The following is a 13,862-nucleotide window of genomic DNA, read 5'->3' on the forward strand; positions in this document are numbered from 1 at the left end:
GCAGGTTATCCAATGAAATTCAGTGAACTCTGGTTACGCGAATGGGTAAATCCAGCCCTGGACAGCGCTGCGCTGTCTGAGCAAATCACCATGGCTGGCCTTGAAGTGGACGGCGTGGATCCGGTTGCTGGCGCTTTCAACGGTGTTGTGGTGGGTGAAGTGGTTGAGTGCGGCCAGCATCCAAACGCCGACAAACTGCGCGTCACCAAAATCAACGTCGGTGGCGATCGCCTGTTGGATATCGTCTGCGGCGCGCCAAACTGCCGTCAGGGCCTGAAAGTAGCAGTGGCGACCGTTGGCGCTGTGCTACCGGGCGATTTCAAAATCAAAGCGGCAAAACTGCGTGGCGAACCCTCTGAAGGCATGCTGTGTTCCTTCTCTGAGCTGGGTATTTCCGACGATCACAGCGGCATTATCGAGCTACCAGCTGATGCGCCTATTGGTACCGACATCCGCAGCTATCTGCAATTGGATGACAACACCATCGAAATCAGCGTTACGCCAAACCGCGCCGATTGCCTGGGCATCATCGGGGTTGCACGTGATGTAGCGGTACTGAACGGTTTGCCGCTGACGGCACCTGCCATTGAGCCGGTAAAAGCCACCATCACCGATACTTTCCCGATTCGCGTCGATGCTACCGCAGCGTGCCCGCGCTACCTTGGCCGCGTGGTGAAAGGTATCAACGTCAAAGCCGCTACGCCATTATGGATGCGTGAAAAGCTGCGTCGCTGCGGTATTCGTTCAATCGATCCGGTGGTTGATATCACCAACTTTGTGCTGCTGGAGCTTGGCCAGCCGATGCACGCCTTTGATCTCGACCGTATCGACGGCGGCATCGTGGTGCGTATGGCAGAAGAGGGCGAAGCCCTGACGCTGCTGGATGGGACCGAAGCTAAACTCAGCAGCGACACGCTGGTGATCGCGGATCACCACAAAGCGCTGGCGATGGGCGGCATCTTTGGTGGCGAGCATTCAGGTGTGAATGAAGAGACGCAAAACGTGCTGTTCGAATGCGCCTACTTTGATCCGCTGGCGATTACCGGCCGTGCACGCCGTCAAGGCCTGCATACCGATGCATCACATCGTTATGAGCGTGGCGTCGATCCGGCTCTGCAGCACAAAGCGATTGAACGCGCGACGCAGCTGCTGCTCGACATCTGTGGCGGCGAAGCGGGCCCGGTCATCGATCAAACTGACGCAAGCGCGCTGCCGCCACGCGCCACCATCACGTTGCGCCGTGAAAAGCTCGATCGCCTGATTGGTCACGTGATTGCTGACGATCAGGTAACTGACATCCTGACGCGTCTCGGTTGTGAAGTGAAGGTCGGTGCAGGCGAGTGGCAAGCCGTGGCGCCAAGCTGGCGTTTCGATATGGCCATCGAAGAAGATCTGGTCGAAGAAGTGGCACGCGTTTACGGCTACAACAACATTCCTGATGTGCCGGTGAAAGCCAGCCTGATCATGACGCAACATCGTGAAGCCGACCTGTCGCTGAAGCGTGCGAAAAATCTGCTGGTGGATAAAGGTTATCAGGAAGCGATTACTTACAGCTTCGTCGATCCAAAAATGCAGCAGTTGCTGCATCCTGGCGAAGAGGCGCTGATCCTGCCAAGCCCAATCTCCAGCGATATGTCGGCCATGCGCCTGTCGCTGTGGACCGGTTTACTGGGCGCAGTGGTGTACAACCAAAACCGTCAGCAGGGCCGTGTACGCCTGTTTGAGAGCGGTTTACGCTTTGTTCCTGATACACAGGCCGATCTGGGTATCCGCCAGGATCTTATGCTGGCCGGCGTTTTAAGCGGTAATCGCTATGAAGAGCATTGGGATCTGGCGCGTCAGACGGTTGACTTCTATGATTTGAAAGGCGATTTAGAATCGCTGCTGGATTTGACCGGTAAACTTGATGAGATTTCCTTCCGTGCGGAAGCCAATCCGGCGCTGCATCCAGGACAAAGCGCCGCAATTTATTTACGCGGCGAACGAATCGGATTTATCGGGGTGGTTCATCCAGAGCTGGAACGTAAGCTGGATCTTAACGGGCGCACCTTAGTGTTTGAACTGCTTTGGAATAAGGTCGCAGACCGCGTCCTGCCTGATGCGCGTGAGATTTCCCGCTTCCCGGCAAACCGTCGTGATATCGCCGTTGTCGTGGCTGAAAACGTGCCTGCAGCAGATATCATTGCGGAGTGTAAGAAAGTTGGCGTAAATCAGGTAGTTGGCGTAAACTTGTTTGACGTGTACCGTGGTAAGGGCGTGAACGAGGGTGAAAAGAGCCTTGCGATTAGCCTGATTTTGCAGGATACCAGCCGGACACTCGAAGAAGAGGAGATTGCCGCGACCGTTGCCAAATGCGTTGCGGCATTAAAAGAGCGATTCCAGGCAACCTTGAGGGATTGAACCTATGGCGCTTACAAAAGCTGAAATGTCAGAGTACCTGTTTGAAAAACTCGGGTTGAGCAAACGCGATGCCAAAGAGTTGGTAGAACTTTTTTTTGAAGAGGTTCGCCGCGCGTTGGAAAACGGAGAACAGGTAAAACTGTCCGGATTTGGTAATTTTGATCTGCGTGACAAAAACCAGCGTCCGGGCCGTAACCCGAAGACGGGGGAAGATATTCCTATCACCGCGCGCCGAGTGGTGACATTCCGTCCGGGACAGAAGTTGAAAAGTCGCGTCGAGAACGCGACACCCAAGGATGCTGACTAATTTCAGTACGACAAAAAGGCCGCTTAGCGGCCTTTTTTTTGCCTTAAATTTGGTCGTTCTACACGATTTATCCACGATGTAAGGATTTCGTAATTATCCGGAAAATAGGGCGAAAATCGGTCCTCACTGATAGTGACGGCGTCGACACTTTTGCTATAACAGCGCCATCACATAGCAAATGGTTTGAATAATGAAAAAGACAGCACTTTTATTAAGCATTCTGTTAGGCATGCCGCTGCTGGCTAGCGCCAATGTTTCCGTCAACATCAACACACCGGGCGTTTCGATTCATATCGGCGATCAGGATAAGCGTGGCTACTATTGGGATGGTTACGACTGGCGTGCGCCAACGTGGTGGAAACAGCACCATAACCAGCGCATTGGCACCAAAGGTCCGCACGGTTACTGGAACGGTAACGGCTGGCAGGAGCAGCATCCGGGCAATGGACCGCATCGGGATGACAAACGTCAGCCACAGCATCAGCCGCAATCGCAGCATCACGATCAGCATGATAATCAGCAGAAGCGTGATAACCACGGTCAGCCGCTTCCTCCGCATCAGTAATGCTTCTCTGGCGGCGCCTCCACAGCGCCGCTTTCTTTTTGCTGTAATCCCACTACAATCAAATCTCTGTTTTCTCAGCCAATCTTATCTATGACTCTGCTGGATCAGCTTGCTTCTCAGGCAAATCGCCGCAGCCAGCGCTGGCTTATCGCACTCAGTGCGCTGTTGTTGCTGCTCATTGGGCTTAGCCTGTCTGCCGGTGATAGCTGGATCTCCCCCACACAATGGTTTTCGGCGCAAGGCGATCTGTTCGTTTGGCAACTGCGCATGCCGCGTACGCTGGCGGTGCTGCTGGTGGGTGCGGCGCTGGCGGTGTGCGGTGTGGTGATGCAGGCGCTGTTCAACAATCCGTTAGCGGAACCTGGCTTACTGGGCGTGTCGAATGGGGCGGGGATTGGTCTGGTATTGGGCGTAATGCTCGGTAACGGTTCGTTATGGAGTTTAGCGCTGGCGGCAATGGCCGGTGCGCTGCTGATCACGCTGATTCTGCTGCATTTCGCTCACAAGCAACTGTCGGTGAGCCGCTTACTGTTAACCGGCGTGGCGCTCGGCATTATCTGTAGCGCCATCATGACGTGGGCGGTGTACTTTAGCACCAGCCTCGATCTGCGCCAGCTGATGTACTGGATGATGGGCGGCTTTAGCGGCATCGACTGGCGCTATGGCTGGATGATGCTGGCGCTGCTGCCGGTTACGCTGCTGCTGATCGCTACCGCGCGCACACTGAATTTGCTGGCGCTAGGTGAAACCTCGGCGCGTCAGCTCGGATTACCAGTGCTGCTGTGGCGCAACCTGCTGGTGCTGGCAATGGGCTGGCTGGTGGGTGTGAGCGTGGCGATGGCGGGTGCAATCGGCTTTGTCGGTCTGGTTATCCCGCATTTGTTGCGTCTCAGTGGTTTCAGCGATCATCGTTATTTGTTGCCTGCGGCGGCATTAGCCGGTGCCGCAGTGCTGCTGGGCGCGGATATTATTGCGCGGCTGGTGTTAACTTCCGCCGAACTGCCAATTGGCGTGGTAACGGCCACGCTCGGCGCGCCGCTGTTTATCGTGTTATTAGTGAAGTCTTCACGCTAGCTACGGCTGGCAACGTGTTATCAACAACAGGAATCGACTATGAGCATTTATCAAACAGAACTGGTGACGCTGGACGGTGAAAAAACCTCGCTGGCCGCCTATGAAGGCAAGGTGCTGCTGGTGGTGAACGTGGCATCGAAATGCGGCCTGACGGCGCAGTACGAACAGTTAGAATCGCTGCAGAAAGCCTGGCAGGATAAGAACTTCAGCGTGCTGGGCTTCCCGTGCAATCAGTTCCTCGAGCAAGAGCCGGGCAGCAACGAAGAGATTAAAACCTTCTGCAGCACCACCTACGGCGTGACTTTCCCGATGTTCGATAAAACTGACGTCAATGGCGAGCATCGTCATCCGCTCTATGCGCAGCTGACGGCGGCGCAGCCGGTGGCGCAACGTCCTGAAGGCAGCGGTTTCCTTGAGCGCATGGAGAGCAAAGGCCGCGCGCCGAAAGCGCCAGGCGATATCCTGTGGAACTTCGAGAAGTTCATCATTAATAAGCAGGGCAAAGTGATTGCGCGCTTCTCACCGGATATGACGCCGGACGATCCCATCATCCTGAAAAGTGTTGAGCAGGCGCTGGCCGGGTAAATGCTATTGCAGTGTCAGGGAGTCAGCGTCATAGGGCGCCTGGCTCCCGTTGAACTTAGCGTTAACGCCGGTGAGTTAGTACATCTGGTGGGGCCGAACGGTGCTGGCAAAAGTACCTTGCTCAACGCGCTGTCCGGTTTGTTGCCAAGTCAGGGCAGCATTGTGCTGGATGGCGCGCCGCTGTCCACGTCAAACGGTGCGGCATTGGCTCAGCTGCGCGGCTGGCTGCCACAGCAGCAGATGGCGCCGGGACAAATGCCGGTATGGCATTACTTACGCATGCATATCTCCGCACAAACGGCGGAAACGGACCGCGTTTTACTGGATGTTTTCGCGCAGTTAGCTCTGCAGGACAAGCTGACGCGCAGCTTGACGCAGCTTTCTGGTGGCGAATGGCAACGCGTGCGGCTGGCTGCCGTGGTGTTACAGGTGCATCCAGCGATCAATCCTCGCGGCAAGCTGCTGCTGCTTGATGAGCCGATGAGCGCACTCGATGTGGCGCAACAGCGTGCAATTGATAAGTTGTTAGCTGAACTGTGTCGCAGCGGACTGGCGATTGTTGCCAGCGGGCACGACCTCAACCACAGCTTGCGCCATGCCGATCGCGTGTGGCTAATGCATCAAGGCGCGGTGGTGCGTCAGGGCAGCGCCCGTGACGTGCTGACCGCTGCGCAATTAGCACCGCTTTATCAAACCCCGTTTGAACAAATCGATACTGCACAAGGCCCGCTGCTGTTTATTCCCTGACTGAGGATTGCGTGCCGTGGCGCTTTGCCGCTAAAGTGTCAGCCGGACGAGGGAGAGAGGAAAAGGCTGATGCGGCTGACAATTTTGATTTTGGCACTGTTGCTGGCGGGCTGTAGCCATCATGCGCCGCCGCCTAATGGTCGCCTTTCTGATTCCATCACCGTGATTGCCCAACTCAACGATCAGCTGAGCCGCTGGCGCGGAACGCCGTATCGCTACGGCGGGTTAAGCCGCGGTGGCGTGGACTGTTCCGGCTTCGTCTACCTGACCTTCCGCGATAAATTCGAGATGCAATTGCCGCGCTCGACCATTGACCAAACCGACATTGGTACGCGCATCGACAAAGGCGATCTGCTGCCGGGCGATCTGGTGTTCTTCAAAACCGGCAGCGGAGAAAACGGTTTGCACGTGGGTATTTACGATACCGACAACACCTTTATTCACGCCTCGACCAGCCAGGGTGTGATCCGCTCTTCGCTGGATAACGTTTACTGGCGCAAAGTATTTTGGCAGGCGCGTCGCATCTAAATAGTGCTTATATCGCTTAATAAAGACGCGGAAAAAGAAAGGTTATCTCACCCTGAATTAATTCCGAATCGTGCCGATATTTAACTATCATTTAGAATGGCACTTTACCCGCCATCGATTTAATACTAATAATAAAGCTAAATTTATTTAATTGGTATGGACATTAACCCCGGCTTATTTGGCTTAAGTATTATTTGCGGCTTAAATCGGCGTAATAAGACCTAAAACGGCACCTCTTCAAACGTTTGGTCCTATTGCCTGGTGGTATTCGTTGATATACGATGCGCCAATTGCCATTGCTTCTGGCTTGAAAAATGAAAGTCCATTTGTCTGCCGACTATCAGTCGGAAACCTGGTTTTATCCAGTTTACTCTCTGGCGGGCCAGCTGACTGCGGTCGAGCTGGTGACGCAATTTGTCCACGACAGCGCACCTATTACGCTGCCGCAGGATTTGCTATTGCCACAATTGGACGATGCGCAGCAATTACGTTTGCTGCAGAGCCAGCTTTCATTGCTGGAAAAGTACCGCGACTTTTTTGAGGTTAATCAAATTACCGCTTTGGTACGTATTGATGATTCCATGGCCAATACACTTTTAGCCAGCGAATTTCTGTTAAGGAAATTCCGACAAATTCCTTTTATTGTTTTGGATATCAGCGAAACGTTTCCGCAATTATCTTTGGGTAAATCCCATCCATTGCTCGCCGCATTACAAAGTGAATTTCGTTTATCGCTTTCACAATTTGGTGCAGGAAAAGCACCGGCAACGGCGGTATACGATAATCTGTTTAGCGTGTTAAAACTGGATAAAGTCTTTATTCAGAACCTGGCAAAACGTGCCTCGTTTACGCCTTTTATTCAGACGGTTATCAATAATTTTTCTGATTTTGCAGAGCAGATCATTATTTGTGGTATTGACGATAACCAAATGATGGAAAAGATGAGCACGTTGAGCGGTGCGCAGCTGCAGGGCAGTTTGTTCCCGGTTGTTAAAGCTGAACGCCTTAGCGATCTCATCTATTCCGATCTGAATTTACACACGCCTTCGCAGCAGTAATCCTTTCGCCTGTCTTCCACGCCGCGTCGGCGTTACAATCCTGGTTATCTTAAAACTCAATGCGGGTGCCTTCGTTAAGAGCACCTTCCGGAGTGTCGATGCAATTTACCAATAGCTGGCAGCAAGAATTAGCCGGATTCTACACCGCGCTGGACCCAACGCCATTGGCAGGTGGACGGCTGTTTTATCACAATGCGCCGCTGGCACAAGAGATGGGTTTAGACGATGCGCTGTTCGCCGGCAGCGGGCATGGCGTGTGGTCAGGGCGCGAACTGTTGCCCGGCATGTCGCCGCTGGCGCAGGTGTATAGCGGCCATCAGTTTGGCGTCTGGGCCGGACAACTGGGCGATGGGCGCGGCATTCTGCTGGGTGAACAGCAGCTAACAAATGGTCGCAAGCTCGACTGGCACTTAAAAGGCGCTGGACTAACTCCTTATTCGCGCATGGGCGACGGTCGCGCGGTGATCCGCTCCAGCGTACGCGAATTCCTCGCTTCCGAAGCGCTGCATCATCTTGGCATACCCACCACGCGCGCGCTGGCGCTCGCCATCGGCGATGAGCCGGTACTGCGCGAAACCCAGGAGCGCGGTGCGATGCTAATGCGCATTGCCGACAGCCATCTGCGTTTCGGCCATTTTGAGCATTTCTATTACGGCGGTGAACAAGACAAAGTGCGCCAGCTGGCGGATTACGCTATTCGCCATCACTGGCCGCAGCTGAAAGAGGAATCGGACCGTTATCTGCTGTGGTTCACCGATATCGTCAAACGCACCGCCAGCCTGATCGCCCATTGGCAAAGCGTAGGCTTTGCGCACGGTGTGATGAACACCGATAACATGTCGATTCTGGGCTTAACGCTGGATTACGGTCCGTACGGTTTCCTCGACGACTATCAGCCGGATTACATCTGCAATCACAGCGATTATCAGGGCCGCTATGCCTTCGAAAATCAGCCGATGATTGGCCTGTGGAACCTTAATCGCCTGGCGCACGCCTTGTCGGGCTTAATGACCACCGAGCAACTCAAACTGGCGCTCGGTCATTATGAAAACGAGTTGATGCGCGTCTGGGGCGAGAAGATGCGAGCCAAGCTCGGCTTGCTGACGGCGGATGCCAATGACAACACGCTTCTGACCGGCTTGCTGTCGATGATGACGGCGGAACGCAGTGATTACACGCTGACCTTCCGCATGCTAAGCGACACGCAGCAAGATGATAGCCGTTCGCCGTTGCGGGATGAGTTTATCGATCGTGACGCTTTTGATCGCTGGTACAGCGATTATCGCCAGCGTTTGTTGCAAGATCACGCCAGCGATGCGCAGCGTCAGGCGGTGATGAAGGCGGCCAATCCGGCGCTGGTATTGCGCAACTATCTGGCACAGCAGGTGATTGAAGAGGTAGAGAACGGCGAGACCACGGCGTTAGCCAGGCTGCACAGTGCATTACAGCAGCCGTTTAGCGATGCGGCCGTCAGCGCGGAGTTGCGTCAACGGCCACCAGAGTGGGGCAAAACGCTGGAAGTGAGTTGTTCCAGCTAGGTCGGGATTAAAAACGGCTGTCGACAGCGGCAGCCAGTTTTGCCAGCACCTCGGCGCTGTCTTCCCAGCCGAGGCACGGATCGGTGATCGATTGGCCGTAGGTCAGCGCTTCACCGCTCACCACTTTCTGATTTCCTTCCTGCAGGAAGCTTTCGATCATCACGCCCGCGACCGCGCGCGATCCGGCACGGATTTGCGCCGCCACGTCATCGGCAACATCACGCTGACGACCGTGCTGCTTCAGGCAGTTGCCGTGGCTGAAGTCGATCACCAGCTGCTCCGGCAGATTGAAGTCGCGCAGATTGGCCGCCGCAGCCGCCACATCTTCGGCGTGATAGTTCGGCTGACGACCGCCGCGCAGGATCACGTGACCATGCGGATTGCCGCTGGTTTGATAAATGGTCATCTGACCGTTTTTATCCGGTGACAGGAACATATGGCTGGCGCGCGCGGCGCGAATCGCATCGACCGCGATCTGCACGTTGCCGTCGGTGCCGTTCTTGAAACCGACCGGGCAGGAGAGCGCCGATGCCATCTCACGGTGGATCTGACTTTCAGTGGTTCGCGCGCCAATTGCGCCCCAGCTGATAAGGTCGGCAATAAACTGGCCGATCACCATATCGAGGAATTCGGTGGCGGTTGGCATGCCGAGCGCGTTGATATCCAGCAGCAGTTTGCGCGCGATGGCGATGCCGCGATTGACATCATAGCTACCATCCAGATCCGGATCGGAAATCAGGCCTTTCCAGCCAATCACGGTGCGCGGTTTTTCAAAATAGGCGCGCATGACAATTTCCAGACGATCTTTATGGCGCTCACGCAGCACGTTCAGTCGTTCTGCATACTCAATCGCCGCTTTAGGATCGTGCAGAGAGCAAGGTCCAATAATCACTAAAAGACGCGGATCTTCACCGGTTAGGATGCGCGCGATGCGTTGACGGGAAGCGGTGACGTTGGCGGCAATTTCTGCCGAAATAGGGTGTTCATGCGCGAGCGCAGCCGGAGTTAACAGGCTACCGATGCGCGCGGTACGCAGTTCATCAGTCTTGTTCATTGGGATTCTCAAAAATTTTTTCTTCGCAGCGGTGAAATACCGGGAAGTGATGGTGGTCACAATAAACTAATAGCCTGCGAATTCAACCTGCTAAAAACAAAGGTCATCAAATTAGACGGAAGCCTGGCTTTACGATTCAAATACAGGTCAGGAATGTAGTGACGAGGTCGCCATAAATGGCGACCCTACGGATGTGTAGTGCGGTTTTTGTAGGGGCGCCGTTTATGGCGACCGGCAGCAACACCTAATACATGTTGCGGTTCAGGCCCATAATGTCGAGGATTTTGGTGGCGATCTCCTCCACCGAATAGTTGGTGCTGTTGAGATAACGAATCTGATTGGTGCGGAACAGTGCTTCCACTTCGCCCACCTCGAGACGACATTGGCGCAGCGAGGCGTAACGGGTATTTTCCGCGCGCTCCTGGCGAATCGCCGCCAGACGTTCAGGATCGATGGTCAACCCAAACAGCTTATGCTGATGTGCACGCAGCGCCGGCGGCAGTTTCAGGTTATCCATATCATCGGCAATAAACGGATAATTAGCGGCGCGCACGCCAAACTGCATCGCTAAATACAAGCTGGTGGGCGTTTTCCCGCAGCGAGACACGCCGAGCAAAATTACTTGCGCATCTTCCAAACCGCGTAAAGAAATGCCGTCATCATGCGCAAGGGTGTAATCGATGGCCGCGATACGCGCGTCATATTTGCCGAGGTTGCTGGCGGTTAAACCGTGTGTGCGGTGCGCCACTGGCATTGACGCCACGCCCAACTCGCTCTGCAGCGGTGCCACCAGCGCCTGCACGATGTCCTGACAAAAGCCTTCGCTCTCCAGAATAATTTCGCGTACATCGGGCGTGACAATGGAGAAGAACACCAGCGGGCGTACGCCGCTCTGCTGATAGAGCGCATTGATTTGTGCTTTAACCGCTTGAGCGCGCTGCACATTCTCAACAAACGGCAGCGTCACGCTGTGGGCCATCACCGGGAACTGAGATAACACCGCATGGCCCAGTACTTCGGCGGTTATGGCGGTGCCATCAGAAATGTAGAATACGCTGCGTTCAGTGTTCATCGTGCAAATATCCTCTTGCGTATCAATGCCTAAATTATTGATGACAATATTTCATTTTAATTAATAGTAAAATGAAATATCCATATTGTCCGCTATTGCGCTCACAAAGATGAATCAGCGAATAATCAATATTAGATGAAATGCTGTTTTGAAAAGCGTTATTTTCGCGCATTTTCCTTTTCGCGCATGAAATAAAGTGTGAAGCCGTTGCGCAACAAAAATCAATCGCTAACCCTCTGAAAAGGGGAAAAATATCGTTACAGCAATCCATTAGCGTGAAATAGCCCGGTTGCGCAACTCAATTAATTCTAAGTACTAATCCGATTTTGCCTTTCTTTTCCTGCTTTAACGATTCAACACTTAGTCTTTATTTATCGGTTGTGCCAGGCTGTTTTGGCGAATAGCAAAATGTTCCATGTGTATTCACATCATTTAAAAGGATAATCTCAATGTCCAATCAAGACCAACAGTCGCTAGTGCTCTGGTACAACCAGCTTGGCATGCATGATGTTGATCGTGTGGGAGGCAAGAATGCTTCCCTTGGAGAAATGATTACGAATTTGTCGTCGCTGGGTGTTTCCGTGCCAAACGGTTATGCGACCACATCTTATGCGTTTAATCTGTTCCTCGATCAAAGCGGACTGAACCAGCGTATTTATGATTTGCTGGATAAAACGGATGTTGATGATGTTGCTGAACTCGCGCAAGCGGGTAAACAGATTCGTCAATGGGTGGTCGATACGCCATTCCAGCCTGAGCTGGAAGCGGCGATTCGTAGCGCCTACGAACAACTCTCTGCTGATGATGCCGACGCCTCCTTTGCGGTCCGCTCGTCAGCCACCGCCGAGGATATGCCCGACGCCTCGTTTGCCGGCCAGCAGGAGACTTTCCTTAACGTGCAGGGCTATGACGCGGTGATCATCGCGGTTAAGCACGTGTATGCCTCTTTATTTAACGATCGCGCTATCTCTTACCGTGTGCATCAGGGCTACGACCATCGCGGCGTAGCGCTCTCGGCCGGTATTCAGCGCATGGTGCGATCGGATCTCGCCTCGTCGGGCGTAATGTTTACCATTGATACCGAATCAGGCTTCGATCAGGTGGTGTTTATCACCTCAGCCTTTGGTTTGGGCGAAATGGTGGTGCAGGGCGCGGTTAACCCCGACGAGTTCTACGTGCACAAACCGACATTGGCAGCCAACCGTCCGGCGATTGTGCGCCGCACCATGGGCTCGAAAAAGCTGCGTATGGTGTATGCCGATTCGCAGGAGCATGGCGAGCAGGTGCGCATAGAAGATGTCGAGCAGGAACAGCGCGATCGCTTCAGCTTAACCGATGACGAAGTGCAAGCGCTGGCGCGTCAGGCGGTGCTGATTGAGCAGCACTACAAACGCCCAATGGACATTGAGTGGGCCAAAGATGGCCACACCGGCAAACTGTTCATCGTGCAGGCGCGTCCGGAAACGGTGCGCTCCAACGGTCAGGTGATGGAACGCTATACGCTGCAGGGCAAAGGTAAAGTGGTGGTCGAGGGCCGCGCCATTGGTCATCGCATCGGTGCCGGTGAAGTCAAAGTTATTCACGACATCAGCGAGATGCACCGCATTGAAAAAGGCGATGTGCTGGTGACTGACATGACCGATCCCGATTGGGAACCGATCATGAAGAAAGCCTCGGCCATCGTGACCAATCGCGGCGGTCGTACCTGCCACGCGGCGATCATCGCGCGTGAGCTGGGCATTCCGGCGGTGGTGGGCTGTGGCGATGCCACCGATCACCTTAAAGATGGCCATAAAGTCACGGTTTCCTGTGCCGAAGGCGATACCGGTTATGTCTATGACGAACTGCTGGACTTTGAAGTCACCAGCTCGCAGGTCGATACCATGCCGGAACTGCCGCTGAAGATTATGATGAACATCGGTAACCCGGATCGTGCCTTTGATTTCGCCTGCTTGCCGAACGAAGGTGTAGGCCTGGCGCGTCTGGAATTCATCATTAACCGCATGATTGGCGTGCATCCGAAAGCGCTGCTGGAGTTTGATCAGCAAACGCCGGAACTGCAGCAGCAGATTCGTCAGATGATGAAAGGCTTTGATGATCCGATTGAGTTCTACATCGGCCGTCTGACCGAAGGGATTGCGACCTTGGGTGCGGCGTTTGCGCCGAAGCGCGTGATTGTTCGTCTCTCGGATTTCAAAACCAACGAATACGCCAACCTGGTCGGCGGCGAGCGTTATGAGCCGGAAGAAGAGAACCCGATGCTCGGTTTCCGTGGCGCCGGTCGTTACGTTGCTGACAACTTCCGCGACTGCTTCAAGCTGGAGTGCGAAGCGGTGAAGCGCGTGCGTAACGAAATGGGACTGACCAACGTTGAGATCATGATTCCGTTTGTGCGTACCGTCGATCAAGCCGAAGCGGTGGTCGCCGAGCTGGCGAAAAACGGTCTGAAGCGCGGCGAGAACGGCCTGAAAGTGATCATGATGTGTGAGATCCCGTCCAACGCCTTGCTGGCTGAGCAGTTCCTCGAGCACTTCGATGGCTTCTCCATCGGCTCAAACGACATGACGCAGCTGGCACTGGGCCTCGATCGTGACTCTGGCGTGGTGTCCGCGCTGTTTGATGAGCGTAACGATGCGGTGAAAGCACTGTTGTCGATGTCGATCAAAGCGGCGAAAAAACAGGGCAAATACGTCGGGATTTGTGGTCAGGGCCCATCAGATCATCAGGACTTTGCGGCATGGTTAATGGAGCAGGGCATTGATAGCCTGTCGCTGAATCCGGATACCGTGGTTGAAACATGGTTAGGTTTGGCAGAGTTGAACGCTGCGAAACATTAACCAAGCGGCAATTTAACGCCTCAGATGAGAATTTGACGTGTCATTAAGGTAATTATCAAGGCCAGCGCTGCTGGCCTTGTTGTTTTGCCTGAAAAAA

At 54.1% G+C, this 13,862-nt stretch carries 12 protein-coding genes; 10 read left to right on the plus strand and 2 right to left on the minus strand.

What is annotated here, in order from left to right; all coding sequences use genetic code 11:
* Positions 1-12 precede the first annotated feature (12 nt).
* The 9 genes from pheT to VIJ98_RS08555 all read left to right on the plus strand — a co-directional run bounded on the left by pheT (position 13) and on the right by VIJ98_RS08555 (position 8,802).
* Positions 13-2,400: a phenylalanine--tRNA ligase subunit beta gene (gene pheT / locus VIJ98_RS08515; RefSeq protein ID WP_258144988.1), complete on the plus strand. Its 2,388-nt coding sequence runs from the start codon at positions 13-15 to the stop codon at positions 2,398-2,400.
* Between the two features lie 4 nt (positions 2,401-2,404).
* Positions 2,405-2,707 carry an integration host factor subunit alpha gene (gene ihfA, locus VIJ98_RS08520; protein WP_007892687.1) on the plus strand — a complete coding sequence of 101 codons (303 nt, stop codon included), beginning with the start codon at positions 2,405-2,407 and terminating at the stop codon, positions 2,705-2,707.
* Between the two features lie 190 nt (positions 2,708-2,897).
* Complete coding sequence (locus VIJ98_RS08525; RefSeq protein WP_323273395.1) at positions 2,898-3,272, plus strand: DUF2502 domain-containing protein; 375 nt, start codon at positions 2,898-2,900, stop codon at positions 3,270-3,272.
* Positions 3,273-3,362: 90 nt separating this feature from the next.
* Positions 3,363-4,346 (plus strand): vitamin B12 ABC transporter permease BtuC, encoded by a 984-nt coding sequence (gene btuC, locus VIJ98_RS08530; RefSeq protein WP_323273397.1) that lies wholly within the window; start codon positions 3,363-3,365, stop codon positions 4,344-4,346.
* 39 nt (positions 4,347-4,385) lie between these two features.
* Positions 4,386-4,931: a glutathione peroxidase gene (locus tag VIJ98_RS08535; RefSeq protein ID WP_323273399.1), complete on the plus strand. Its 546-nt coding sequence runs from the start codon at positions 4,386-4,388 to the stop codon at positions 4,929-4,931.
* Complete coding sequence (btuD, locus tag VIJ98_RS08540; RefSeq protein ID WP_154194126.1) at positions 4,932-5,678, plus strand: vitamin B12 ABC transporter ATP-binding protein BtuD; 747 nt, start codon at positions 4,932-4,934, stop codon at positions 5,676-5,678.
* Between the two features lie 69 nt (positions 5,679-5,747).
* Positions 5,748-6,206, plus strand: a complete 459-nt coding sequence (locus VIJ98_RS08545) for an NlpC/P60 family protein (protein ID WP_008102952.1) — start codon at positions 5,748-5,750, stop codon at positions 6,204-6,206.
* A gap of 314 nt (positions 6,207-6,520) precedes the next feature.
* Positions 6,521-7,264 carry an EAL domain-containing protein gene (locus VIJ98_RS08550; RefSeq protein ID WP_293798047.1) on the plus strand — a complete coding sequence of 248 codons (744 nt, stop codon included), beginning with the start codon at positions 6,521-6,523 and terminating at the stop codon, positions 7,262-7,264.
* 98 nt (positions 7,265-7,362) lie between these two features.
* Positions 7,363-8,802, plus strand: a complete 1,440-nt coding sequence (locus VIJ98_RS08555) for a protein adenylyltransferase SelO family protein (RefSeq protein ID WP_323273403.1) — start codon at positions 7,363-7,365, stop codon at positions 8,800-8,802.
* A gap of 7 nt (positions 8,803-8,809) precedes the next feature.
* Here the strand turns inward: VIJ98_RS08555 and VIJ98_RS08560 are convergent, their stop codons facing one another.
* Together VIJ98_RS08560 and VIJ98_RS08565 are read right to left on the minus strand one after the other, a co-directional pair.
* Positions 8,810-9,856, minus strand: a complete 1,047-nt coding sequence (locus tag VIJ98_RS08560; RefSeq protein ID WP_008102958.1) for a 3-deoxy-7-phosphoheptulonate synthase — start codon at positions 9,854-9,856, stop codon at positions 8,810-8,812.
* Between the two features lie 244 nt (positions 9,857-10,100).
* Entirely contained in the window at positions 10,101-10,928 is an 828-nt protein-coding gene (locus VIJ98_RS08565) for a pyruvate, water dikinase regulatory protein (RefSeq protein WP_008102960.1), read from the minus strand.
* A 449-nt stretch (positions 10,929-11,377) separates the two neighbouring features.
* On the opposite strand from VIJ98_RS08565, the gene ppsA reads away from it, so the two are divergent.
* Positions 11,378-13,765, plus strand: coding sequence for a phosphoenolpyruvate synthase (gene ppsA, locus VIJ98_RS08570; RefSeq protein WP_154152463.1), 2,388 nt, complete (start codon positions 11,378-11,380; stop codon positions 13,763-13,765).
* Positions 13,766-13,862: the final 97 nt, after the last annotated feature.

This window comes from Pantoea sp. S18 (genome assembly GCF_045689705.1).
In the GTDB taxonomy this organism is placed as follows: Bacteria; Pseudomonadota; Gammaproteobacteria; order Enterobacterales; family Enterobacteriaceae; genus Pantoea; species Pantoea symbiotica.

Coding starts and splice junctions, on each gene's coding strand:
- ppsA (WP_154152463.1), top strand. CDS start 11,378: ATGTCCAATCAAGACCAACAGTCGCTAGTGCTCTGGTACAACCAGCTT.
- VIJ98_RS08560 (WP_008102958.1), bottom strand. CDS start 9,856: ATGAACAAGACTGATGAACTGCGTACCGCGCGCATCGGTAGCCTGTTA.
- VIJ98_RS08550 (WP_293798047.1), top strand. CDS start 6,521: ATGAAAGTCCATTTGTCTGCCGACTATCAGTCGGAAACCTGGTTTTAT.
- pheT (WP_258144988.1), top strand. CDS start 13: ATGAAATTCAGTGAACTCTGGTTACGCGAATGGGTAAATCCAGCCCTG.
- VIJ98_RS08555 (WP_323273403.1), top strand. CDS start 7,363: ATGCAATTTACCAATAGCTGGCAGCAAGAATTAGCCGGATTCTACACC.
- VIJ98_RS08525 (WP_323273395.1), top strand. CDS start 2,898: ATGAAAAAGACAGCACTTTTATTAAGCATTCTGTTAGGCATGCCGCTG.
- ihfA (WP_007892687.1), top strand. CDS start 2,405: ATGGCGCTTACAAAAGCTGAAATGTCAGAGTACCTGTTTGAAAAACTC.
- VIJ98_RS08535 (WP_323273399.1), top strand. CDS start 4,386: ATGAGCATTTATCAAACAGAACTGGTGACGCTGGACGGTGAAAAAACC.
- btuC (WP_323273397.1), top strand. CDS start 3,363: ATGACTCTGCTGGATCAGCTTGCTTCTCAGGCAAATCGCCGCAGCCAG.
- VIJ98_RS08565 (WP_008102960.1), bottom strand. CDS start 10,928: ATGAACACTGAACGCAGCGTATTCTACATTTCTGATGGCACCGCCATA.
- btuD (WP_154194126.1), top strand. CDS start 4,932: ATGCTATTGCAGTGTCAGGGAGTCAGCGTCATAGGGCGCCTGGCTCCC.
- VIJ98_RS08545 (WP_008102952.1), top strand. CDS start 5,748: ATGCGGCTGACAATTTTGATTTTGGCACTGTTGCTGGCGGGCTGTAGC.